The organism is Chryseobacterium sp. Marseille-Q3244 (genome assembly GCF_940807095.1).
GTDB lineage: Bacteria > Bacteroidota > Bacteroidia > Flavobacteriales > Weeksellaceae > Chryseobacterium.
This window is the reverse complement of the sequence record NZ_CALNWX010000007.1, coordinates 244,005-268,479: the sequence shown is the minus strand read 5'-3', so window position 1 is coordinate 268,479 and position 24,475 is coordinate 244,005. Positions and strand designations below refer to the sequence as shown.

Below are 24,475 nucleotides of genomic sequence, written 5' to 3'. Positions count from 1 at the left end.
ATGATCTTTATCAAACTCATATTGGCACATCTACTCGGAGATTTTATACTTCAGCCAAATGCATGGGTTGCTGATAAGGAGAACTATAAACTAAAAAGTAAGTATTTATACTTTCATGTTCTGATTCACATTGTTTTAAGCCTCATTCTTCTTTGGGATCTGCAGCTTTGGTGGGTGGCAGTTTTAGTGGGAGTTACTCACTTTATCATTGATGCTGCTAAACTTAGTTTCCAAACTATAAAAACAAAAAAAAGATGGTTTTTCATCGATCAGATGCTCCATGTCTTAGTGATTGCGGGAGTGTCATTCTATTTCGCTGAATATAATTTCACCTTTTTACAAAATCAGGAATTTTTAAAGATACTCATGGCAGCTTTGTTTCTGACAACACCAGCTTCTATTTTTATCAAAATCCTGCTATCATCCTGGACACCTGCTCCAGATGGCCCCAATACGATCCAAACCGAATCTTTATCAAGTGCCGGAAAATATATCGGAATTTTAGAACGTCTGCTGGTATTTACCTTTATTATGGTGAATCACTGGGAAGGCGTAGGTTTCATGGTGGCTGCCAAATCTGTTTTCAGATTCAGCGACCTTGCACAGGCAAAACAGAGAAAACTTACGGAATATGTATTAATTGGTACATTGTTAAGTTTTGGACTGGCTGTCTTAACAGGAATAATAATAAAGTAAATCAATAAATCTAACTACAATTTAGAAAGTAAAATTATGAGTCAAAAGAAAGAAATGTTGTACGAGGGGAAAGCAAAACAGGTATTTGCTACCGATAATCCTGATGAAGTAGTAGTACGTTTCAAAGACGATGCTACAGCATTTAATGCTCAAAAGAAAGGCCAGGTTGACCTTAAAGGAGAGATGAATAACGCCATCACAACCCTTATTTTTGAATATTTAAATGAAAAAGGAATCAAAACTCATTTCATTAAACAATTAGACGAAAGAGAGCAGTTGGTAAGAAAAGTATCTATCATTCCTTTGGAAATGGTGGTAAGAAACTACTCTGCAGGAAGTATGGCACAAAGATTAGGAGTAGAGGAAGGAATTAAATCGCCGGTAACTATCTTCGATATCTGCTATAAAAAAGACGAATTGGGAGATCCGCTTATTAACGATCACCACGCCGTATTTTTAGGGGCTGCTACTTACGAGGAACTTGACGAAATGTATGAATTAACGTCAGACATTAATGAAATCCTTATCGACCTGTTTGACAAAATCAATATCATCCTGGTAGATTTCAAAATCGAATTAGGGAAAACTTCTGACGGTGAAATCATCTTGGCTGACGAAATTTCTCCTGATACTTGCAGACTTTGGGATAAAGATACCATGAAGAAACTGGACAAAGACAGATTCAGAAGAGATTTAGGAGAAGTAACAGAGGCATATGTTGAGATCTACAACCGTCTTAAAAATCTTTTAAAGAAATAAGATTTCAGATACCAGATTTCAGATGTTGGTACTGAAAATACTTGGTTAGTTAAAACAAAATTAAAATTTGAAGTTAGCTTTTGGTCTGAGATCTGAAATCTGACTTCTAAGATCTATAATTAGAAAAAATAGAAATGAAAAGTTTAGACATTCATAAAAGTGAATATTTAAAACAGTTTGAAAACCAGGTCTATGGGAGAAATCTCTTCAGAACTCAGGAAGAGGAAAGATTAGATGCTCCTAATGAAGAATGTGGAATCTTCGGACTTTATTCAGATGAAGATCTGGATACGTTTTCTCTTTCACAATTCGGACTTTTTGCATTACAGCACAGAGGTCAGGAAGCTTGTGGTATTTCCGTTTTAAAAGATGGAAGAATCACCAACATGAAAGATGAAGGATTGGTTTTAGACGTTTATAAAGACATTCAGGAACCTGAAACTTTTATGGGAAATTCTGCAATTGGCCATACCCGTTATACCACTGCAGGAGATAAAAAGAAATATAACTTCCAGCCATTTTTCGCCAAAAACGAATATGACCAGATTATACTTTCTATAGCACACAACGGTAACCTTACCAATGCGAAAGAATTAAAAAAGGAATTAGAAGCTGAAGGTGTCGTTTTCAGAGCAACTTCCGATTCTGAGGTGATCTTAAGATTAATTCAGAAAAACCTTGATCTTGGACTTCGTGGAGCCATTAAAGCTACTATGGAGAAAATTGAAGGTGCCTATTCCGTAGTAGGAATGACGAGAAATAAATTTTTTGCTTTCAGGGATTTTAATGGTATTCGTCCATTAGTTTTAGGAGCGATTAATGAAAATTCTTATGTAGTGGCTTCTGAATCTGTAGCATTAGATGCTGTAGGAGCTCAGTATGTACGCGATATTCTTCCTGGAGAAATCATTTACACTAACGAAAATGAACCTGGAAAACTTCATTCTTATATGATGGATGAAGCCAAAGGAAAACAGAGAATCTGTTCTTTTGAATACATTTATTTCGCCAGACCTGACTCTACCTTAGAAAACATCAATGTTTATGAGATCAGAGAAAAATCCGGTGAAAAGATCTGGGACCAGGCTCCTGTAGAAGCTGATTTGGTAATTGGAGTTCCGGATTCCGGAGTTCCTGCAGCTATTGGGTTCTCAAAAGCCTCAGGAATACCTTTCCGTCCTGTTTTGATTAAAAACAGATATATTGGAAGAAGTTTCATTGTTCCTACACAGGAAATGAGAGAAAGGGTAGTAAATCTTAAGCTAAACCCTATTATTTCAGAAATGAAAGATAAGAGGGTCGTTATTATTGATGACTCTATTGTTCGTGGAACAACATCTAAGAGGTTGGTTAAAATTTTAAAAGATGCAGGCGTAAAAGAGATTCACTTCAGAAGTGTTTCTCCACCTATTATTGCTCCATGTTATCTGGGAATTGATACTCCGTCAAAAGATGATCTGATCTCAGCAAATATGTCTACAGAAGAACTTAGAAACTATTTAGGAGTAGATTCTTTAGAGTTTTTAAGCATAGACAACCTAAAAGATATTTTAGGATCTTCTAATCACTGCTTTGGATGCTTTACAGAAGAATATCCAGTAGGAAAAGGAGAGGAGGTAGAACTATTTAATTAAAATATTTCTTACATATAATAGAGAGCCAGGTATTTACTATCTGGCTCTTTTTGTTGTATTATGTCATTCCGGGGAAATCTCAAGAATATTCATCTCTCTTCTCATTATATTTGGCTCCATTCAGTCTGCTTTTTTTACTCCAAAACGCCATAAAATGTAGCATAACCTTAATGTTCCGGTATTATAAAATACACCAGTAAGTTTTAATTTTATCAGATTAAAATTTCAGTAATATGAAGAACGCATTTTTATCAGGTATATTTATTATTGCCACTCAACTGTATTCAGCACAGTCTTTCGATAACCAGGCACATCGCGGCGGAAAATCTTTATATCCGGAGAATACAATCCCGGCGATGAAAAATGCCTTACAAATGAATGTTACAACCCTCGAAATGGATCTGGCAATTACAAAAGATAAAAAAGTGATCCTTTCCCATGATTCATTTCTATCACCGGAGTTAATTACCAAACCAGATGGAACCTATATTCCGAAAGACTCAGGTTTTTACTATAAGATTTACGAAATGCCCTACGCAAAGATTCAGACATTTGATGTAGGATTGAAGAAACTCGAAAATTATCCTGATCAAAAGAAAGTGAAAGTTCAGAAACCTCTTTTTTCTGAGGTAATAGATGCTGTGGAAAGTTATTCCCGTGAGTTGAAAAGGCCACTACCATATTATAATATTGAAACAAAAACACGTCCTTTCTCGGATCATATTTTTCATCCTGAGCCAAAAGAATTTGTGAATCTGATGATGAAGATTATTATAGAAAAAGGAATTCAGGATAGAGTAATTATTCAGTCATTTGATCCCAGAACCCTTGAGATCATCCATAAAGAATATCCTAAAATGATGACCGCTTTACTTGTAGAAGAAGTGAATGATAGAAAATTAGCACAACAACGGGCGAATTTCAAAAATATTCCGGTTGAAAAATTTAAATTATATCCGGATCATCTGAATGGAGTAGCAGGTGATATGAAATTTTTAAGCTTTACCCCAACTATTTATAGTCCGGATCATAGACTGGTTACCTCTAAACTCGTACAAGAATGTCATGCATTAGGCATGAAAGTGATCCCGTGGACCGTGAATACTAAAGAAAGATTAAACGAGTTAAAAAGCATGGGAATTGATGGTGTGATCAGTGATGACCCAAGAATATTTGAATAAGAGTTCTCAAGGGGTTGAAAGAGATTCTTCATTTCACTCAGAATGACACCGCACATAAAATTATGCATCAATATTGCAACAGGTATTTCATCAAAATATAAATAGCCGGAAGAAATTCTTCCGGCTATTTTATGCGATGCAGAAATCTGCATCTGAAGTTAAAAAATTGGTTTATTTTTTATTAGAACTTATAGTTCAGACCTAATTGGAAAACTCTGTTGTTGTTTTCAGCAGCTGGTCTGCTCTTATCGATCTTTGTTAAACTGTTAACATATCTTGCGCTGATCCCAATGTTATTGGTGATATCATATCCTAAACCAAGACCTAAACCGAAGTTAAATTTGTTGATATCATCTTTATTAAGATCATCAGACTGAGATTGTGTTGTAGTTGTAGTTATTCCTCCTGTGGTAGATGCTACAGTAGCTTCTCCTTTAGTTTTACCGTTGATAAAGTAACTGAATTCAGGACCTGCTTCAACATAGAATTTATCCATAGGTCTCATCTGAACCATTAAAGGAACTGAAATATAGTTCATTGTTACTTTACTTTCTCCTTTAGTTTTTACAGTAGTTGCTCCTGTAGTTACTTCTGTTGAATAGGCTACATCTCTTGCTCCCATTTGGTTGTATAATACCTCTGGCTGGAAGCTGAATTGTTTAGAGATAGGAATGTTTACAAAAGCTCCGGCGTGGAAACCTAATTTCTGGCTGTTCATTCCGAATTTTTGCTCACTGAAATACGCTGAGTTACCTCCGGCTTTAATACCAAATCTTACAGGTTGAGCATCTTTTTTAAGAGGTGATGTATTTACAGTTGTTGATTCCTGAGCAAAGGCTAAAGTTCCAGCAGTTAATGCCAGTCCTAAAAATAACTTCTTCATAATTTTTATTTTTTAATTTTTACTACTTGATGGTCTTTCAACCATTCGCAGTTTATTTTGCAAAATGCTTGCCAAACTCAAAAAACATAGATATACAGGCTGTTTCAACGGGTTTTTCCAATTAAATAAAGAATCATTATATCCTGTTTTATATAAAATATTTCAATATATAAGGAGTATTTATGATAAATTTTATGTTAAATTTATTCTATTTGGATAATATATCTTAATTGGCAATAATTTTATTTCTTTAATGCTGAGAATTTTTAATTTCCAGATCTCTACATCAAAAACAAAAAACCAGGTATTAAAAAATACCTGGTCTACATCGAAAAATAATAAATATCTATTTGAATTTATAAGCTACACCTACTTGAAAAGCATTGTTTCTTATTTTGTAATCCCCTTCAGTATCCTTTAAAATATTGGTAAGTCCTGCAGTAAATCTTGCTGTTACTCCAAAGTTTTGAGTAAAATAATATCCTGCACCAATCCCTAATCCAAATTGGAATCTGTTATAAAGATCAGTGTCTAATTTTTCAGAAATGCTCTCTTTAGTGATAACTGTTGAGCTCCCTGCCGACTTTCTGATTGTAGTTACATCATCACCTTTAAATCTTCCGCCCATCAAATATCCAAACTCAGGACCTGCTTCAACATAAAGCTGTGGAAGAATATTATATTGAACCATCACCGGAAGAACAAGGTAATTAAAGTTTGCTTTATAATCCGAATCCCTTTTATAGCTATAATCAGCTACAAGGTACCTTTCTCTCTCTTCTATTTTTGCCCCTAATTGGCTGAAAAGAAGCTCTGGTTGAATACTGAATTTTTCTGCCACTGGAATATTAACAAAGACTCCAGCATGAAAACCAGCTTTTATTTTATTTTCATCATCATGATACTCACTATATTTATTGTTTTCAGAAACAGTAGAGAGATTTAATCCTCCTTTCACTCCAAAAGTAATAGGAGAAGGAGAAGATGATTTGGTTTTTTCCTGCGCATTAATAAAAAGGCTTCCTGCAAATGCCAATCCTATGAATATTTTTTTCATGGTTATAAAATTTAAATTTTCTATCAGGCTGCATCAAAAGTCCCGCCAAAGAGACAAAAATGATAAAAATCATATAAAAGCGAAAAAGTCAGATTTAACAAGTAAACCTGACTTTTTCTATTGAAATCAAAATGTATTCTATTTATTGCGAAAATATAAATGTATACTTTCATTATCTGTTTTTTAGCTTTAAATCAATATGTGATAAAATATTTTAATTTATTTTTAAATTATCTTCTGATTTTAAAACCATAAAGTAAAAAAATAGAGTTTAAATAAACTTTCAAAACAGATACAATTAATACTCTATACGCAAATTCCTTGCCAAAAAAATAAATTTTAGACTGAGATATAAAAAAACCGGATTAAATACATAATCCGGTTATAAGTTTGTTATTAAAGCTAAGTGATAAAGCTTAGAATTTATAAGCTAAACCAACTTGGAATGCTCCGTTTTTAGCAGAATCACCACCGATTCTGTCTTTAACGATATCAGTTAATCCAGCAACATATCTTACGTTAACTCCGATGTTAGGAGTGAAGTAATATCCTGCACCAAGACCAAGTCCGAAATCAAAAGTTTTCAATCCGTCTTTAATATCTAAAGAACCGTTATTATCTTTTGCTTTAGCGCTTACTAGGAATCCAAATTGAGGACCAGCTTCTAAATATAGATTAGGTAGTGCGTTATATTGGAACATTACCGGTACTGCGATATAATCTAGATTAATTTTATCGCTGCTATCATATTTAGATTTAGCACCCATACCACTATATAATACTTCCGGTTGTACAGAGAAATCCTGAGCTACTGGAATAGTAGCGAATAAACCTCCATAAAATCCAGCTTTTGAATTAGCATTATAGTTAGAAACAGTTGAAACGTTAAGACCAGCTTTAATCCCGAATCTAACTGGAGAAGATGAAGCTGTATTGCTTGAAGTTTTTTGTGCGAAAGAGAAAGTACCTGCTACTAATGCAAGACCAAAAAGAATCTTTTTCATAAGTTTTTATTTAATAGTTTTTAAGTTTTGTTTAACAATTTCTTTATCTTCAAATTGCGTGCCAAAAATACAAATTCCCTTTATTTGTCTTTATAATAGAGTATTGCCATTAAATTTTAAAGAATTACACTAATAAAAAAACTATATTTCATTAACACAATTTAAGATTGTAATAAAAAAAGACCAGATTAAAATTTAATCTGATCTTTTATTGAATATAAAATTTGTTACTGAATGTTTAAGAAGCTTATTTAAATTTATAAGCTAATCCTACCTGGAATACATTATTTCTTGTTGCATCAGATCCACTAGGTCTGTTTTTAGCAATATCTGTTAAACCTGCAACATATCTTGCAGTGATTCCCAGATTAGGAGTGAAATAATATCCTGCACCTAAGCCAATACCAAAGTTGAATGTATTAAAATTATCTTTGTAGTTGTCTGATGTAGAGGAGTTCCCGTTAGATTCGTTCTTGAATTTGTTTTTAGCGCTTACCATGAAACCAAATTCTGGTCCTGCTTCTAAATAAAGGTTAGGAAGTGCATTATACTGGAACATTACCGGTACTGTAATATAATCTAGCTTTCTTGAAGATGAATATTTTGTACCTGCTAAAGTATAGTCGATTTTATCACCATACTGCGAGTATAATACCTCTGGTTGTACGCTGAATGAGCTTGCTACCGGAATGTTGGCAAATACACCAGCATTGAATCCGATTTTAGATTTTTGGTCATCTAACCCATTGTCTTTTGAAAGTGAAGAAACGTTCATTCCTCCTTTTACCCCAAATGTTACCGGATTAGAAGAAGTTGTTTGTTGAGCGAACGCTAATGTTCCTGCAGTTACTGCTAATCCTAAAATTAACTTTTTCATAACTTTAAATTTTTAATTTTACTCTTTCTTAATTTTAAATTTTACTACTTGTTCACATTTCTGTTGAACGCTGGAGATCTTTCAAATTGCTTGCCAAAAAATATTTTCACTGGTTAAAATCAATAAAAAAACAGTTGTTTTCCATATTTTGTTTTAATTTAAATGATTGATTAATAGTGTTTTAAATATTTAATTAAACATTTGTTTAGAATGAGGCTAAATTAAAAACCTTACCAAAAAAAGAGTTGAAAAATTGACTTAAGGAGCAAAATTCTTTGGTGAATCATATGAATTTTTACAAGAATTAATAGATTCAAGGATGTCTTTTGGATCTTACCAGCTGTTTTTTGATTCCCTATTTTGTTAAGCATTAGCATCATTTGATAAAATGAGACTTTCTCTCAAATTACAATCTTATTGGAAGACAGTTATATAAACCCAAATTTCTGCAAAAGAGCATTACCAAACCATTTTGCTTTACTAATTTTGTATTTCTTTTACAATGATAACCTGATACTCTTACAAAACATCTCATAGAATTTTGTAAGAACTCATTAACCTTTACAACATGAAAAAATGCACATTGCTGCTGTTACTTCTTTTTTTTGAAAATAACTTACAAGCTCAGATTGGGATCAATACGGTAACACCTAATCCATCCTCTGTATTAGATGTCGTGGGTTCTAATAAAGGAATATTAATCCCGAGGATCGCATTAACTGGAAACTCAGATACTACTACAATACCATCACCTGCCAATTCTTTAATGATTTATAATACAGCTGCTGTAAACGGTGTTCTTCCAGGATATTATTATTGGAGTGCCAGTGCTGGACGATGGACGAAAGTGTTGGATGACTTAACTCCCATTGTGATGACAGGATGGAGCCTGACGGGGAACTCGGGTATGGTAAACGGAATTAATTTTATAGGGACTTCTGATAATGTAGATGTTATTTTTAAAAGAAATAATATTGTATCCGGGGTCTTAAATACCACGAATACCATCTTTGGAGTTAATAGCCTGACAGCTAATACAACAGGACTTAACAATACTGCGGTAGGTGTGAATAATTTAATTTCAAATACCATAGGCAGCATGAATACTGCCATAGGATCAGATGTATTGAGTAGTAACAAATCGGGGATACAAAATACCGGGTATGGATACCGAGCTTTATATTCGAATCTGGATGGAAATAATAATGTTGCCAACGGCTATTTTTCACTCTTTTCTGCTAAAAGTACGATAGGCAATGTTGGTATTGGAGCTAGTTCTCTTCGTGAGCTTATTTCAGGAGACGATAATATAGGAATTGGAGGAGACTCTTTCCGAATGATGCCTGGTGGAAGAGGAAATACAGCGATTGGTGGATCAGCTGGATATAATTTAAATTCTGTAAATAATTATAATACTTTTATTGGCTTCCGGGCGGCAGCCGGACTTGTTTCCGGAAAATCAAATACCATTATCGGAGCTAATGTCAGCGGGTTACCGGCTTCACTTTCGAATAACATCATCATTGCAGATGGTGACGGCAACAGAAGAATCAATATTGACCAGAATGGGAATATCGGCATTGGAACAAATACTCCAAAATTTCCATTGGACATTAGGTTAAAAACTACTGTATGGCCTTTGGCGGCATCAAGCCTTACTTATTATGGAATAAGTCCGGATTCAGGCTCTTTCGACGGAACGTTAACTACTTATTCTAATTACACCAATGATATAGGTACTTTCAATTCCAACACTTCTATTTATGCGGATGGAAACATTATATCGGTAGGAAAATTGAGTGTAGCACAAACCTCTCTTTTTTCAGATAAAAGAATTAAAAATATCATCGGAAAGTCAGAGGGTGCAGAGGATTTGGAACTCTTAAAAAAGCTTAGTATTACCAATTATTTCATGAAAGATGAATTGGTCTATGGTAAACAGAAGTTTAAAAAGGTGATTGCTCAGGAGGTAGAGAATGTATATCCGCAAGCAGTCAGCAGAAGTGGCTTAAAAACTTTTATTCCTAATATTTATCAGTTGGCAAAACAAAATGGCGGAGTTTTTATTTTTGAAAAGCCTATTGTTATTGATAAAGAGGACAAATTTCTTAAAATATATGATGAAACCGGAGAAATTATTTTAGAAATACAGGACAGTACTCCTAATAGTATCACAGTGAAGTTAGCAAATAAAAACCTTAAAGGAAAACTATTTGTTTACGGAACTGAAGTATCTGATGTGAGAACTGTAGACTATGATGCTTTGTCTATGTTGAATATCTCTGCAACTCAGGAACTCGCAAAAAAGATTGAAACATTAGAAAATGAAAATGAAGCATTGAGAAATTCGAATATAGAAATGCAGCATAAACAGTCTGTTTTTGAAGAGCGTTTAAAACATCTGGAATCTTCCTTGTTGAAATAAATCATCCTGACCATCATTAATAAAAAAAGCCTGACCATTTACAATCAGGCTTTTTGTGTTTTAAGGTCTATTATCCATCATTATTCGTTAAACCAAAGAAAGGATGATTTAAAGATCATTCAATTTTCTGTAAAAATGAATAGCTTTCAGGATGTTTTTTTGACTGCACTGGTGATCATAATTACATGATCCGATTCCTGTAAGCAGAGAAAAATTAATTTTACTGTCCACGTTCTTTTTATCATTTAATAATAAAGCTGTAATATCTTCATCTTTAAAATCACTGATATCTAAATAAGGATAGTAACGCTGGATGTTTTCAATGATCATTGTTGAATCTTCTTCTGAAATAAGGTTTTCAAGAAATGCCAGGTGAGCTTCACTAATCATTCCCATGGCAACAGCCTCTCCATGAAGAATAGGATTTCCTTGTTGTAAACAAAGGCTTTCTACAGCATGCCCTATTGTATGTCCGAAATTCAACGTTTTTCTGATATTACTTTCATGGAAATCTTTTTCTACAACATCCTGTTTGATATCCATGGAATTCTGTATATAAGGAGAAACGGCCTCTACATCAAGTTTGTTAATCTGGATCAGCTGATTCCAATGAGCTTTGTCTGCAATCAGACCGTGTTTAAGCATTTCTGCAAATCCACTTCTTAATTCTTTAAAAGGTAATGTTTCCAAAAATTTAGGATAAATAAAAATTTGCTCCGGGAAAGCAAATGTTCCCACCATATTTTTATAATGCATCAGATCAATTCCTGTTTTCCCACCAATAGAGGCATCACACATAGATAAAAGGGTAGTGGGGATATTGATGAACTGGATTCCTCTTTTATAGGTAGATGCTACAAAACCTCCCATATCTGTTATAACACCGCCACCCAAATTAATAACTAATGCTTTTCGGTCTGCCTGCATTTCTGTAAGAATTTCCCAAAGCTGATTGGCCGTCTGGATATTCTTCATTTCTTCTCCAGCTTCAATCTCCAGAATTTCAAACCCAAGATCTGTTTCCATATTACCTAACAGAACGGGAAGGCAGTATTCATGAGTATTTTCATCCACCAAAATAAAAATTTTACTGAATGTTTTCTCATGAAGAAAATCGTTGAGTTGAGAAAAATTATCGTTTAATATTGTTATCATCTTCGAAAATATGTATGGTTAAAATGTAAACTATTCTGCAAAGTTATGATTCTTAATTTTTAACTCGTAACTAAATTACTATCTTTGCAGAAATTTTTAGAATGAGCAGAGATAATAATAATTCAGACAGACCAAAGAGACCAAGAATTTCAACCAAGAAAAGTTCTGATGATTCTCGTGCTTCCAGATCTGGAAATTCTTCAGGATCAAAACCTTTTAAAAAACCTTTCTCTAAAGACGGAGGAAGAAAAGGTCCCGAACATTCAGGATCCAACTCAAGATTTGAAAAGAAACCGTTTAAGAAAAATACTGAGAGATTTAATAGCTCAAGTGATGATTCTGAATCAAAATCTGAAAGTAGAGCTTATATCACGAATAAAAGTGAAAGCTACGAAAAGAAATCTTTTGGAAGACCTAAAAGAGGGGGGAAAAGCTTTGACACAAGAGATAAGTATGAAAGAGGAAGCCTGAAATATGGTAGAAGACCTTCTGCTAATGGAGAGGATAGAAATGATGATAAAACAAGATCTTTTGTACAGAAAAGAAGGCTGAACAAGATTGATAAAGACATTTATAAAGACAGCATCCGTCTTAATAAGTATATTGCTAATTCCGGAATATGCAGCAGAAGAGAAGCTGATGAGCTTATCACTCAAGGGCTTGTAGAGGTAAACGGAAAAGTAGTAACTGAAATGGGATATCAGGTACAGAAAACTGACAGAGTAGTTTTTGACGGACAAAGTATTACACCGGAAAAACCAGTATATGTACTTCTGAACAAACCAAAAGGGTATATTTCTACCACTAAGGACGATAAAGCAAGAAAAACAGTAATGGATCTTGTAGCGAATGCTTCTCCTTACAGACTTTTCCCAGTGGGGAGATTAGACCGTTCTACTACAGGAGTTATCTTATTGACTAATGACGGACACATGACTAAGAAACTGACGCATCCATCTTTTGATGCTAAGAAAATCTATCATGTAACGTTGGATAAGAAACTGACTGGTGAAGATTTACGTCTTATTGCAGAAGGAATTCGTCTTGATGAAGGAGTAGCCGTAGTAGATCAGATTTCGTACATTGATGGTAAGCCTAAAAATGAAATCGGTATTGAGATCCACATTGGATGGAACCGTGTTATCAGAAGAATTTTCCAAAGATTAGGATACGAGGTAGAATCTTTAGACAGAGTAATGTTTGCCGGATTAACGAAGAAAAACATTAAGAGAGGACACTGGAGAATTCTTTCAGATCTGGAAGTAAACAATCTTAAAATGCTTTAAAATAATTTTAAGGTATTGTAAATAAAAAGCGCAGAGATTTATCTCTGCGCTTTTTTGTATTATTAATCGAATAAAATGCTCCACTTATTTGAACTTTTGTCTTATTTAAAATAAAATGTCTCATTTTTGAGACATTTGTCGTAATTTTGGGTCAATAAAGAATTTATGAATACTCAGCAGAAAATTATTGAAGCAGCGATATCAGTTTTAAACGATGATTTTTCGGCAACATTGGAGGATATAGCAATACATTGCAGTCTGAATAGAAGAACACTTCACCGATATTTTAAAAGCCGAAATGAATTACTGGAAGCATGCAATAAAAATATGATGGAGGCATGGCAGGTGGCGGCTATTAAAGCTTGTAACAGCTCTGAAGATCCCTTAGTACAACTTGAACATCTATTATATGCCGGAATTGACAGCGGAACAAAGTATGCTTTTCTCATTAAACTGAATGATAATGGTACATCCTCTTCAACACGATACGAAAGTGAGCAAAGTGCAGCTTATTTTAAAAGAAGAGATCAGTTGTTTGATGCTATTCAGAAATTACAAAAACAGAAGGTGATAGATGACCGGTTTCCTTTACCCTGGATAAGAATTCTTTTTACCAGTGTGATCACGGCAACGATTATGGCGTTCAGATCTGGAGATATTGCCCAAAATGAAGTAAAAAAACTGGCCTGGTATTCATTCAGCAGAAGTATTGGTATACAAATAAATAAAAAATGATACATTCCTTTTTAATGATAGGTCAGTCGAATATGGCTGGTCGCGGCTATTTTAAAGAAGTCCCGTCTATTTATGATGAGCATATTAAAATGCAAAGAAACGGATTATGGCAAATCATGTCCGAACCTATTAATTTTGACCGTCCCAGTTCCGGTGTGGGACTTGCCGCTTCATTTGCTGCATCCTGGAGGCTCGATAACCCGGAAGATGAGATTGGATTAATTCCATGCGCTGATGGTGGAACCAGCCTTGATGACTGGGCTGTAGGGAATGCTTTATTTGAAAATGCGATATCACAGGCTAAACTTGCACAACGAACAAGTCAGCTTTCCGGAATCTTATGGCATCAGGGTGAAAATGATTGTTCTCCGGAAAAAGCTTATATATATAGTGAAAAATTTGCTGTAATAATTAAGACATTACGTCAGGAATTAAATGTTCCGGAAATTCCTCTTATGATAGGTGGTTTAGGAGACTTTCTACCTAATGGGATCTTTGGGAAATATTTTGCTTCATACGCTTTAATTAATCACGAATTGGAAGACTTTGCAAAAACACATGCCAACAGTTATTTTGTTACGGCGAAAGGACTTACGGCCAATGCTGACAATATTCATTTTAATGCTTTGTCACAAAGAATATTGGGGGTCAGATATTACAGTGCTTTTCGTGATTTAAAACATCTTCTTGAACCTCATAATGATGAAGAAAACAGATTAACAACAATCTATAACCGTCCTTATACCCAAACCGAAAAAATCAAACTATTGGAGCATGAATTTGCAGTTGGAAATATTGAATCTAAAGATTTTCTGTCAGAATTAGCTATCCTGAGTGGGACGTAATATATTTATTTTAAAAAAAACAGCACCAATGATGGTGCTGTTTTTTGATCCTTTCAAAGATCACATTATTATTTTATCCAAGTACGGTTACTCCTTTTTCAATCATTTCATAGATTGCATCTCTGCCATTATCAGGCTTTACATTGACAGCTTTGGTTCCATTAAAATGAAGACAAGTGATATATCCATTGGCTACAGCATCCTGAGCTGTGAATTTTACACAATAATCCATCGCCAGTCCTGCAATTTCCACTAACTGAATATCATGGTATTTCAAGAAATCATCCAATCCGGTTTTCATGAAATGATTGTTGTCCTGAAAGCCACTATAGCTATCAATTTCAAGGTTTTTTCCTTTTTGTATGATATGGGTAACCTTGCTTTGGTTTAAGTCTTTATGGAATTCAGCACCGAAAGTTCCCTGTACACAATGATCCGGCCACATAAACTGGGGTACACCATTTAGAATAATACTTTCTCCTACTTTACGTCCGTTACTGCTTGCAAAGCTTTTATGTCCTATGGGATGCCAGTCTTGAGTTAAAATAATCTGGTCATATTCATTTTCATCCATCAGAAGGTTGATATAAGGAATAATCTCATTGGCTCCCGGTACTGCTAATGCTCCGCCTTCACAAAAATCATTCTGTACATCGACTATTATTAATGCTTTTTTCATATTTTGATTTCTCGAATTTTTGATAAATTTACAAAACTAATTGGCAAAAATTTGTCCAAAACCAAATTATCGGACAAATCGGCAATAAAAAAGTTAAAAGGAGGGAAGCTGGAAGTTACTTTTGTTTTGCAATTACTAACTGTTCCTTTAATAAGGAGTATTATTGTTTTTATATCATCATTACTTCCTTTTTCCATCACCCAGCTTCCAGCCTTTTAGCGTATCTTTGCAGCAAATAAATAGTTTTATGTCATTTGAATCGTTAGGATTATCACACAATATTATTCGTTCCGTTAAAAAACTTGGGTATTTAAAACCTTTCCCAATCCAGGAACAAGCCGTACCTGTTATTTTACAAGGGAAAGATCTGATGGGAATTGCACAGACAGGTTCCGGGAAAACAGCTTGTTTTGTGATGCCGATTTTAGAAAAATTACAAAATACAGAAGCTAAAAAAGGACGAAATATTCAGGTGTTAATATTGGTGCCTACCCGTGAATTAGCCATTCAGATTGATGAGGTTTTCAGAGCATTTACGGAAAATCTGAAACGTGAAATCCGTACTATGGCTGTTTATGGAGGAGTTTCTATCAATCCTCAGATGAAAGGAATGTTTGGGGTTGAAGTTCTTATCGCAACTCCCGGACGTTTACTGGATTTGATTGACCATAATGCATTGAGTATTTCAGAAATTCAGCATTTAGTCATTGATGAAGCGGATAAGATGTTTCAGTTAGGCTTTGGCGAAGAAATGAATAAGCTTTTTGCTTTAATGCCTGTAGTGAAACAAACTACTTTATTCTCAGCGACTTTAAATGATAAAGTTTCTGAAATGAAAGAACGTTTATCTATTCACCCTACGATTATTGAAATTAAAAAAGAAGAAGTTGAAATTGACAATATCGAGCAATTTGCTTATCATGTTTCTCCGGAAAACAAGGGTCCTTTTTTAAGGTATTTAATTAAAGAAAAGAAAGTTGAAAAAGCCTTGATATTTGTTTCGTCCACGAGATCTGCGGATAATTTAGTGGAAAAACTTAAAAAGAATAAAATTAAAGCGGTTGCTATTCACAGCCAGAAATCTCAGGGTGCCCGAAAAAATAATTTAGAAGAATTTAAATCCAATGGAGCGCAAATATTGGTGGCTACAGATTTAATAGGTCGTGGAATCCATATCGATTATTTACCTTGTGTTATCAATTATGAATTGCCACGCTCACCTTTGGATTACATTCACCGTATTGGTAGAACAGGTCGTGCCAATGAAAAGGGTGTTGCTATTAATATTTTGACGGATGATGAATTGCAGCATTTCAGGGTCATTCAAAAGAAAATGGGTAAAAAAGTAACCTTAGAGAGAACAGAGGGAATTGATTTACATGGTTACTAAAATATAAATTAAAATAAAAGCTCCAATTGTATATAATTGGAGCTTTTTTGTATTTCATATATAATCATTACAATTAACATTTTTTTCATATTCAAATTTCTTGAATTTTAATAAATTTACAGAATCAGATAAAGGTTTGCCTTAAATTGAAGGAATAGACCAATCGATACTAATTAAAAATTAAAACCTGAGCAATGAGTGATCTCTCAAACAAAAAATTTCCTATAGGACAGTTTGAAGCCCCTGAAAATATCTGTGATACCACTTTAGATATTTATATTAAAGCAATTAAAGACTTTCCCGGAAAACTTAAGAATCTCATTGAACATTTTACAGATGAACAACTTGATACGCCTTACAGAGAAGGGGGATGGACCGTAAGACAGCTTGTTAATCATATTGCTGACAGCCATATGAACAGCTTTATCCGCTTTAAGCTAGCTCTTACTGAAGATAACCCAACGATTAAACCTTATGATGAAGCCAAGTGGGCTGAACTTCAGGATAGTATTGAGATGCCTTTAAAACCGGCTATGAGAATGATAAAGGGAACGCACCAACGATGGACTGTGCTTCTTAAAAGTCTTACCAATAAACAGTTTGAAAGAACTTTTCATCATCCTGAACACAACAGAAATTACAATTTAAGGGATAATCTTGCATTATATGTCTGGCATTGTGACCATCATTTCGCCCATATTGAAAATCTGAAGAAAGAAAAAGGTTGGTAAAAAAATATTTAGCTCATCCCATATACTTTAAGGAAATTACAGACAGAATTTCCAGATTATCTACAGACAGCCAAAGAAAATGGGGAAAAATGGATGTTTGTCAAATGCTAATGCACTGTGATCTAGTTCTTCAGGTAGCTCTGAAGAAAATAGAACTTCCACGCATTAATCTTCTGTTTGAGACAATAGGAATCGTTACAAAAATAGAAATGTATGTTTTCAATAACGGAATTCCCAGAAACATGCCTACTTTTCAAAAACTAATCGTTAATTTTGAGTGTGATTTTGATGAATCAAAAACCAATCTGCTGAAAACGCTGGAAGAATTCCGGGAAGCCTGTGAAAACAAAAAACTTCCGGACAGCCACAGATTATTCGGTAACATGACTGAAAAAGACTGGGAATTTTTAGAATATAAACATCTTGATCATCACTTAAAACAATTTAATGTATGAGTTTTTTTGATAAAATATTCGGTGGAAATAATCAACCCTCTGATCAAAAATCTTTCTGGAAGAATATAACGTCTGAAGAAGACCTGACAAAAGCCATTGAGAGTTCTTATCAGCATAAAATAGCTATATTCAAACATTCAACTAGCTGTTTTATCAGCAAGACTGTATTGAGAAACTTTGAAAAGGAGATTGAAAATTCAGAAGATAAGGTAGAAGTATATTACCTTGATCTATTGGCTTACCGCCCTCTTTCAAATAAAATTGCTGAGGATTTTGGGATAAGACATGAAAGTCCGCAGCTGATTGTTATAGAAAACGGAAAGCCCGTTAACAGCGCTTCGCACCAGGACATTTCTTTAAGCCAAATCATATAATGAAGAATATTAATAATTATTTAGCCAAAGTTTTAAACGTTCCCCTTCAAAGTGTGAATACCTGCAGCCTGCATTATGAAGTAAAAAAGATTCCTAAAAATCAATTTCTTCTTCAGTACGGCGAAATATGCAGGCATATATTCTTTGTAGAAAAAGGTCTTTTGAAAATGTACTCCATTGATAAGAATGGAAAGGAGCATATTATACAGTTTGCTCCTGAAAGTTGGCTGATTTCTGACCGAAGCAGTCTTTATTTTAATGAAAAATCCAATTACTATATAGAAGCGGTAGAAGATTCGGAAGTTTTATTTTTACATCCTGATTTCTTCAATAAACTGGTAGAATAATTCCCTAACAGCATTGAACGTAGTGATTTTCTGCTTCAGAAACATATCAGAAGTCTTCAGAACAGGATTAATTCCTTGCTGGGAGAGACTGCAGAGGAAAGGTATATGAAGTTTATTAAAATGTACCCGGATCTGCTTCTTAGAGTTCCTCAATGGATGATTGCTTCTTATCTTGGTATTACTCCTGAAAGCTTAAGCCGTGTAAGGAAAGAACTGGCAAGAAAGAATTTCGTACCTGACAATAAATAAAAAAAGGCTGGAGGCAGGAAGTTCTATTGAGTACAAAATAACTTTAACTGCATTGTTAAATTATTCTTCATCATTGCAATGTCAATAAGACTAACTTAAGATATTCTTAAAACTTCAATTTCTGTGTTTCTTATCTTAAATAAATCCTTTTGGCCAGTTGTCCGACCTGTTTTAGTTTTGCCTGCGTATCTTCTGACCATGGAAGCCCGATACAAAGTCTTAAACAATTTTCAAATTGCTCCTGGAAAGTAAACATTCTTCCGGGTGCAATACTGATATTCTGTTTGATGGCAAGATCATAAAGTTCTGTGGTTCGGATTTTCTTATCAAATTCTACCCATAAAGATAATCCTCCCTGTGGACGGCTGGTTTTGGTGCCTTCCGGAAAAGAGTCAGCGATGGTTTGTACATAATTCTGATAATTACTCTGTAACGTTTTTCTAAGCTGCTGAAGATGCTTTTCGTACCTTCCGGATTTCATGAAATTGGCTACCGCTTCATTCACAATCGAAATGGAGGAGGTAGAATGTAAAAGCTTAAGTTTTAGTATTTTATCTTTATATTTTCCAGGAGCAATCCAACCTACACGGTATCCTGGAGCCAATGTTTTTGAAATGGAGCTGCAATACAGTACATTTCCATCTTTATCAAAAGATTTACAGCATTTCGGACGGCTGGAGCCAAAATATAGATCTCCATACACATCATCCTCAATTAATGGAATATTATTTTCTGACAGAATTTTTACAATCTCTTTCTTATTTCCGTCAGGCATACAGCTTCCCAAGGGAGAATTAAAATTGGGAATTAAAAGACACAAATCAATTTTTGGAATTAATTTCTTTAGAGCATCAATTTCTATTCCTGTAGTAGGATGAGTAGGAAGTTCAAGGACTTTTAATCCTAATCCATTTGCCAATTGTAAAATTCCCGGATAACACGGACTTTCAATAGCAATGGTATCACCTGGCTTTCCCAGAGCCATTAAACAGAAGGATAAAGCATTCATCCCGCCATTTGTAGTTACCAGATCATTTTCATTAAGATTTCCGCTCCATTGTAATGAGCGTACAGCAATCATTCTTCTGAGTTTCAGATTTCCCTGCAGTTCTTCATATTCTGTTCCACCTTCTTTTAATTCTCTTATGGCATGTACAATCTCTTTTTTCAGTTTTGCCTGGGGAAGAAGATCTCCGGAAGGAATTCCAATAGAAAAGAAGGTAATGTCTTTTTTGCCCATATTTTCATAAACCTTACTGATCAATTCATCAGGTTCATCATTATTGGCAATCAAAGAAGGGCGGCTTACTGCTGGCAATGGAAGCTTTACAGATAATAATTGGCTTACAAAATATCCGGATTGTGGTTTCGATTCTACGAGGGATTGAGATTCAAGTTCAAGGAAAACACGTTTTGCGGTGTTCATACTTACCTTATGTTCATTGCATAGCATTCGTACGGAAGGAAGTTTATCTCCTGCTTTTAGTACTCCATTTCGAATCTGATAGGCAATACCGTCTGCAATTTCTGTGTATAAGAATTCTTTACTCATATTTTTTAACTGTGCTCATGCAAATATACAAAACTGATACTGTGTTTGTCGAATTATCCTTTTTAATTTTGACCTAAATAATTAAAGCTTATCAAAATGATGACAGATACAATTTCAAAAGACCAAGCTGTAAGCGGTTGGATCAATGGTTTTATAGGGGTATTGCTTTTTAGTGGTTCTATGCCAGCTACTAAGCTTGCAGTCATGGAAATGAATCCTATATTCGCAACAATTGCACGTGCAGTAATTGCCGGAGTACTGGCCCTTTCAGTATTGTTGATCTATAAAGAAAAACGACCTGCAAAAAATCAGTTATTTCCTCTAGCTCTTGTGGCTATAGGCTGTGTGATAGGATTTCCATTGCTTTCCTCATTGGCATTGCAATATCTTACCTCTGCGCATTCTATTGTGTTTTTGGGAATGCTCCCATTAGCTACTGCTATTTTTGGGGTTTTTCGTGGTGGAGAAAAGCCACATCCTGTATTCTGGATTTTTTCTGTAATCGGAAGTCTTTTAGTAATTGGCTATGCGTTTTCGCAGGGAATTTCAGCTTCTCCGATCGGCGATATTCTGATGCTTCTTGCCATTATTCTATGTGGAATGGGGTATGCAGAAGGTGCTAAGCTTTCTAAAACATTAGGAGGATGGCAGGTTATTTCATGGGCACTTGTTTTATCTCTGCCTGTTATGCTTCCTTTATTTTTTATTTATTTTCCATCCAATGTAGCATCCATAAGCTTTAGAGGGTGGTTTGGCTTAGGTTATATTTCTCTGTTCAGTATGTTTATTGGGTTTATATTCTGGTATAAAGGACTGGCACAGGGTGGAATTACCACAGTAGGGCAGCTTCAGCTATTACAGCCGTTTTTTGGACTTGCTTTAGCGGCATATTTGCTTCATGAGCAGGTAAGTATAGGAATGCTGGGCATTACTGTTGGAGTTATTTTGTGTGTGGCAGGAACTAAAAAGTTTGCGAAATAAATAAAGTAAGAAGAATACATTCTGATTTAAACGGATTTAGATAAAGACCGCTTTCACATTTTTGAAAGCGGTTTTTTATCTTATATATAAATGTGATATTTTAAATTGATAAAAAAAGAAGTAATTAAATATCAAATAATTATTAATAAAATATATTAATTGAACATGGCGTGGTGTTTTTAACTTTATTTAACATGTATAATAATAGTTAAGGTTTGATTTTTGTATATATCTATCTTCAATTCCTAATGATATTTTTACTAAGACTAGAAAGGAAAAAACAACATTAAAAAAACTATTATTATGGTTATTGACGAAAATATTTTAAGATTAGCAGGAGCAGAAGTAAGAGAATACAAATCCACAGAAAGTATATTCCTGGAAGGAGATATTCCTCATTATTATTATCAAATTATTACAGGAGAAGTAAAACTTAACAACTATAATGAAGAAGGGAAAGAATTTATACAAAATTTTTTATCAGATGGGCAGAGTTGCGGAGAATCTATTCTATTTATCAATAAGCCTTATCCTATGAATGCAGAAGCCATTACTGAATGTAGTGTTTTACGGCTTGATAAATCTGCATTCTTCAATTTATTAAGTACTTCTCCCAAGTTATGTATGGAAGTTACCCGTTTTTTATCACAACGTATTTATTATAAATTCGTTATGATGCTCAATATTTCCTCACAAAATCCAACTATCAGATTGAAAGGACTGATGGATTACCTTAAGAGTTTTCAGGATGATGAAAGCCCTTATTCTTTTATGATCCCATTAACGAGGCAACAGATGGCAAGCCTTACAGGCCTTTGTGTAGAGACGGCTATAAGAACGATCAAACACATGGAAAGAGATAAGATCCTGAAAATTGAAAATCGTAAAATCTTGTATTAACAATAGAGAGTTTTGTCATTTTTACTAAAATTTGTAGGGTAATATGAAACAATAAGCTGCATACATTTGAGGAAGAGTCCAATTTCATGGGATCTTGGGTAGAAAATATGATCTATACCTTAAAAAAGATAGAACATGGTTGGGATATCATGTTTAAATACAAAACTCTAAATTAATATTCTCAAACATGATTCAAGTCATAAAAAAGTGAGTTATTCGGACGTACATTTGATTGATTAGTTTTCTAAAGCTCCGGAGGTACGATGACATCACAAAAATCAGAATCAATAGCGAATGCTAACAACTAATAACTTTTTATATATGGTATTTGAAAATGACACCTTACAACATTCCGGGCTGAATGATAAAAATAATGCGATTGAAAATGAGTCTTTATTTCCAAGTATTATCAATTCATACGGAGTAACAGCCTTTCTGATTAAGTCTTTAGAAAAGATTAAAAACAATGCAAAATGTGAGATTTTAAAAAAGATTATTGACAACTATATTAAAGAATACCTCCTGCACATTCATGAATTTCATACCAGAAATGTAATGGATATTTCCGAAAGGGTTACAGAGATAAGAGTTGAGCCACCATCCTTTACTTTATATGCCAAAACGGCTTATTATAAAGTATTGAAAGAAGAAGAATCAATCAATAAGCTGCTTAATATGTTGGAGCATGGTAAAAATAAATAATGTTTGTTTACTATAAAAAACACCTTCATACCCACTATATTCGATATATTATATGAAAACACACTTTTTTTACCCTCAAAGCTCCTGAAATTTATTGATGATAATTAACCAAAGGAATTCACATCTACGGCTTTTAAAAATGAATGTGCAGGAATTCTAATCAAAATTTCTTAAATAATAATGTTATGGAATTTCAAAAAAACCTTCTCGAATATATCAGTCATTGTCTGATAACAGCTGATGAAACAATTTCTATTGCTGAAAGCGTAACATCAGGTTGTTTACAATTGGCTTTTTCACAGATGCCCAACGCCTCTTTACTATACAAGGGAGGAATAACTACTTATACCTTGACGGAAAAAGTAAGATTATTAAAAGTAAACAAAAAAGAAGCAGAAGAGAATGATTGTGTTTCGGAAAATATTGCAGAAACCATGGCATTACAAGTAGCTCATCTTTTTGAGTCCGATTGGTCTATTGCTGTAACAGGTTATTCTACTCCAATCCGTAATTCATCCTATAGAATATTTATTTTTTTCTCATTTTCATACAAAGGAGAGATCGTTCTTACTAAAAAATTGGAATTGCACCCAAAAACACAAGCACTGGATGCTCAGCTCTATTATACAGAATTCATTTTGGGATGTTTTAAAAGCGAGCTCAATAGGCTGTTAATTTTAAAATAATCATTTAAATAGAGGATATTAATAATACAGTCAAACAAAAAGTCTTTAATTTTTATACACTTTAGGTTTTGCCTTCATCACTGCAAAATAGGATGAGGTAAAGGCGGATAAACTTTGATATCCTACTTTGTAAGCCACTTCGCTTAAAGTGAATTGCTTTGTATCTATAAATTCTATACTTTTTAAAATTCTGGTCAGTTGAAGGTATTTCTGTAAGGTAATGCCTGTCTCATTTTTAAAAATCCGTTGTAAACTTCGTACAGACATTTGTGCCTTAGCAGCCAATGCATCAATATCCAGATTATATTTAAAATTGGAATTGATATCATTACAAACCGGAATTAATCTTGTGTCTTTGGGGATAGGTATTTCAAGGCCATTACTTTCTTTGCAGAAATTAGGAAGACTTTTTAAAATCGCTTTAAAGAAAATATCCTGTTCTTCGTTTTCATCCAGAGATTGATTCCATTTTGCCGCGTATAATAACATTTCCTTCAAAACAGGTGGAACTGCAAATACTTGAATATTCTGATAAAACTCTTCTTCAAATACAGATTTGAATAGGAAAACCATGAGATTAACCGTTTGAGCTTCGGAAGTAATTTTATGTGCTTTTCCAGAGGGAACCCAGATCACATGATGCTGTGGCACAAGATAGATCTTCTGGTCAATATGGAAATACTGATACCCGTCTTCCACAAAAGTTAACTGAGCACGGTTATGAACATGCTCATAGTCATCATGTTTCCAGTCTTTTTCGCACCATACGTATGCTTCTTTTTCAATGGTATCTACAAACTGGCTTTCTGTTTTTTCAATCAGTCCACATTTCATGCTGTCGTTTTGTATATATTTTTTGGCAAATTTAATAAAAACGCCATTATTAATTTTG

24 protein-coding genes and 1 pseudogene are annotated in these 24,475 nt (G+C 34.1%); 17 read left to right on the top strand and 8 right to left on the bottom strand.

Going from position 1 to position 24,475, the window contains the following annotated elements:
* The 4 genes from NBX25_RS14790 to NBX25_RS14775 all read left to right on the top strand — a co-directional run bounded on the left by NBX25_RS14790 (position 1) and on the right by NBX25_RS14775 (position 4,270).
* On the top strand, positions 1-696 hold the full coding sequence (locus NBX25_RS14790) for a DUF3307 domain-containing protein (RefSeq protein ID WP_250254193.1): 696 nt from the start codon (positions 1-3) through the stop codon (positions 694-696).
* 36 nt (positions 697-732) lie between these two features.
* Complete coding sequence (gene purC / locus NBX25_RS14785) at positions 733-1,455, top strand: phosphoribosylaminoimidazolesuccinocarboxamide synthase (protein ID WP_068943250.1); 723 nt, start codon at positions 733-735, stop codon at positions 1,453-1,455.
* 134 nt (positions 1,456-1,589) lie between these two features.
* The gene (purF, locus tag NBX25_RS14780) at positions 1,590-3,089 is read left to right on the top strand and encodes an amidophosphoribosyltransferase (protein ID WP_123911531.1); all 1,500 of its coding nucleotides are present in this window, start codon (positions 1,590-1,592) and stop codon (positions 3,087-3,089) included.
* A 233-nt stretch (positions 3,090-3,322) separates the two neighbouring features.
* Positions 3,323-4,270 (top strand): glycerophosphodiester phosphodiesterase family protein, encoded by a 948-nt coding sequence (locus tag NBX25_RS14775; protein WP_123911530.1) that lies wholly within the window; start codon positions 3,323-3,325, stop codon positions 4,268-4,270.
* 181 nt (positions 4,271-4,451) lie between these two features.
* Here NBX25_RS14775 and NBX25_RS14770 read toward each other — a convergent pair whose 3' ends face one another.
* From NBX25_RS14770 to NBX25_RS14755, 4 genes are all read right to left on the bottom strand, one after another.
* Positions 4,452-5,153, bottom strand: coding sequence for a porin family protein (locus NBX25_RS14770; protein ID WP_123911529.1), 702 nt, complete (start codon positions 5,151-5,153; stop codon positions 4,452-4,454).
* A gap of 346 nt (positions 5,154-5,499) precedes the next feature.
* Positions 5,500-6,210, bottom strand: a complete 711-nt coding sequence (locus NBX25_RS14765; RefSeq protein WP_123911528.1) for a porin family protein — start codon at positions 6,208-6,210, stop codon at positions 5,500-5,502.
* Positions 6,211-6,626: 416 nt separating this feature from the next.
* Positions 6,627-7,214, bottom strand: coding sequence for a porin family protein (locus NBX25_RS14760; RefSeq protein WP_123855821.1), 588 nt, complete (start codon positions 7,212-7,214; stop codon positions 6,627-6,629).
* Between the two features lie 247 nt (positions 7,215-7,461).
* Positions 7,462-8,091 (bottom strand): porin family protein, encoded by a 630-nt coding sequence (locus NBX25_RS14755; RefSeq protein ID WP_123855822.1) that lies wholly within the window; start codon positions 8,089-8,091, stop codon positions 7,462-7,464.
* A 568-nt stretch (positions 8,092-8,659) separates the two neighbouring features.
* Here NBX25_RS14755 and NBX25_RS14750 point away from each other — a divergent pair.
* The gene (locus NBX25_RS14750; RefSeq protein ID WP_250254192.1) at positions 8,660-10,516 is read left to right on the top strand and encodes a phage tail-like protein; all 1,857 of its coding nucleotides are present in this window, start codon (positions 8,660-8,662) and stop codon (positions 10,514-10,516) included.
* 108 nt (positions 10,517-10,624) lie between these two features.
* On the opposite strand, the gene aroB is transcribed toward NBX25_RS14750, so the two are convergent.
* On the bottom strand, positions 10,625-11,671 hold the full coding sequence (gene aroB / locus NBX25_RS14745; protein WP_123911526.1) for a 3-dehydroquinate synthase: 1,047 nt from the start codon (positions 11,669-11,671) through the stop codon (positions 10,625-10,627).
* A gap of 101 nt (positions 11,672-11,772) precedes the next feature.
* On the opposite strand from aroB, the gene NBX25_RS14740 reads away from it, so the two are divergent.
* From NBX25_RS14740 to NBX25_RS14730, 3 genes are all read left to right on the top strand, one after another.
* Positions 11,773-12,957 carry a pseudouridine synthase gene (locus NBX25_RS14740; protein WP_250254191.1) on the top strand — a complete coding sequence of 395 codons (1,185 nt, stop codon included), beginning with the start codon at positions 11,773-11,775 and terminating at the stop codon, positions 12,955-12,957.
* Between the two features lie 165 nt (positions 12,958-13,122).
* Positions 13,123-13,692 (top strand): TetR/AcrR family transcriptional regulator, encoded by a 570-nt coding sequence (locus tag NBX25_RS14735; protein WP_250254190.1) that lies wholly within the window; start codon positions 13,123-13,125, stop codon positions 13,690-13,692.
* The gene (locus NBX25_RS14730) at positions 13,689-14,537 is read left to right on the top strand and encodes a sialate O-acetylesterase (RefSeq protein WP_250254189.1); all 849 of its coding nucleotides are present in this window, start codon (positions 13,689-13,691) and stop codon (positions 14,535-14,537) included. The genes NBX25_RS14735 and NBX25_RS14730 overlap by 4 nt, the downstream gene beginning before the upstream one ends.
* A gap of 73 nt (positions 14,538-14,610) precedes the next feature.
* Here the strand turns inward: NBX25_RS14730 and pncA are convergent, their stop codons facing one another.
* Positions 14,611-15,216 (bottom strand): bifunctional nicotinamidase/pyrazinamidase, encoded by a 606-nt coding sequence (gene pncA, locus NBX25_RS14725; protein WP_250254188.1) that lies wholly within the window; start codon positions 15,214-15,216, stop codon positions 14,611-14,613.
* Positions 15,217-15,463: 247 nt separating this feature from the next.
* On the opposite strand from pncA, the gene NBX25_RS14720 reads away from it, so the two are divergent.
* From NBX25_RS14720 to NBX25_RS24900, 5 genes and pseudogenes are all read left to right on the top strand, one after another.
* The gene (locus NBX25_RS14720) at positions 15,464-16,606 is read left to right on the top strand and encodes a DEAD/DEAH box helicase (protein ID WP_123911521.1); all 1,143 of its coding nucleotides are present in this window, start codon (positions 15,464-15,466) and stop codon (positions 16,604-16,606) included.
* 194 nt (positions 16,607-16,800) lie between these two features.
* The gene (locus NBX25_RS14715; RefSeq protein WP_250254187.1) at positions 16,801-17,337 is read left to right on the top strand and encodes a YfiT family bacillithiol transferase; all 537 of its coding nucleotides are present in this window, start codon (positions 16,801-16,803) and stop codon (positions 17,335-17,337) included.
* A complete protein-coding gene (locus NBX25_RS14710) occupies positions 17,331-17,792 on the top strand; it encodes a DUF1569 domain-containing protein (protein ID WP_228412802.1) in 462 nt (153 codons plus the stop codon). Before NBX25_RS14715 ends, NBX25_RS14710 begins: the two co-directional genes overlap by 7 nt.
* Entirely contained in the window at positions 17,789-18,166 is a 378-nt protein-coding gene (gene ytxJ, locus NBX25_RS14705) for a bacillithiol system redox-active protein YtxJ (protein ID WP_250254186.1), read from the top strand. The genes NBX25_RS14710 and ytxJ overlap by 4 nt, the downstream gene beginning before the upstream one ends.
* A pseudogene (locus tag NBX25_RS24900) lies at positions 18,166-18,762 on the top strand (Crp/Fnr family transcriptional regulator). The gene ytxJ and the pseudogene NBX25_RS24900 overlap by 1 nt, the downstream one beginning before the upstream one ends.
* Before the next feature lie 130 nt (positions 18,763-18,892).
* Here the strand turns inward: NBX25_RS24900 and NBX25_RS14690 are convergent.
* A complete protein-coding gene (locus NBX25_RS14690; protein WP_250254184.1) occupies positions 18,893-20,314 on the bottom strand; it encodes an aminotransferase-like domain-containing protein in 1,422 nt (473 codons plus the stop codon).
* Positions 20,315-20,410: 96 nt separating this feature from the next.
* On the opposite strand from NBX25_RS14690, the gene NBX25_RS14685 reads away from it, so the two are divergent.
* The 4 genes from NBX25_RS14685 to NBX25_RS14670 all read left to right on the top strand — a co-directional run bounded on the left by NBX25_RS14685 (position 20,411) and on the right by NBX25_RS14670 (position 23,583).
* Positions 20,411-21,295 (top strand): DMT family transporter, encoded by an 885-nt coding sequence (locus NBX25_RS14685; protein WP_123911517.1) that lies wholly within the window; start codon positions 20,411-20,413, stop codon positions 21,293-21,295.
* Between the two features lie 303 nt (positions 21,296-21,598).
* The gene (locus NBX25_RS14680; protein ID WP_250254183.1) at positions 21,599-22,195 is read left to right on the top strand and encodes a Crp/Fnr family transcriptional regulator; all 597 of its coding nucleotides are present in this window, start codon (positions 21,599-21,601) and stop codon (positions 22,193-22,195) included.
* 321 nt (positions 22,196-22,516) lie between these two features.
* Positions 22,517-22,897, top strand: a complete 381-nt coding sequence (locus NBX25_RS14675) for a hypothetical protein (RefSeq protein ID WP_250254182.1) — start codon at positions 22,517-22,519, stop codon at positions 22,895-22,897.
* A gap of 185 nt (positions 22,898-23,082) precedes the next feature.
* Positions 23,083-23,583, top strand: coding sequence for a CinA family protein (locus NBX25_RS14670; RefSeq protein WP_250254181.1), 501 nt, complete (start codon positions 23,083-23,085; stop codon positions 23,581-23,583).
* Positions 23,584-23,628: 45 nt separating this feature from the next.
* Here the strand turns inward: NBX25_RS14670 and NBX25_RS14665 are convergent, their stop codons facing one another.
* Complete coding sequence (locus tag NBX25_RS14665; RefSeq protein ID WP_250254180.1) at positions 23,629-24,417, bottom strand: AraC family transcriptional regulator; 789 nt, start codon at positions 24,415-24,417, stop codon at positions 23,629-23,631.
* Positions 24,418-24,475 lie beyond the last annotated feature (58 nt).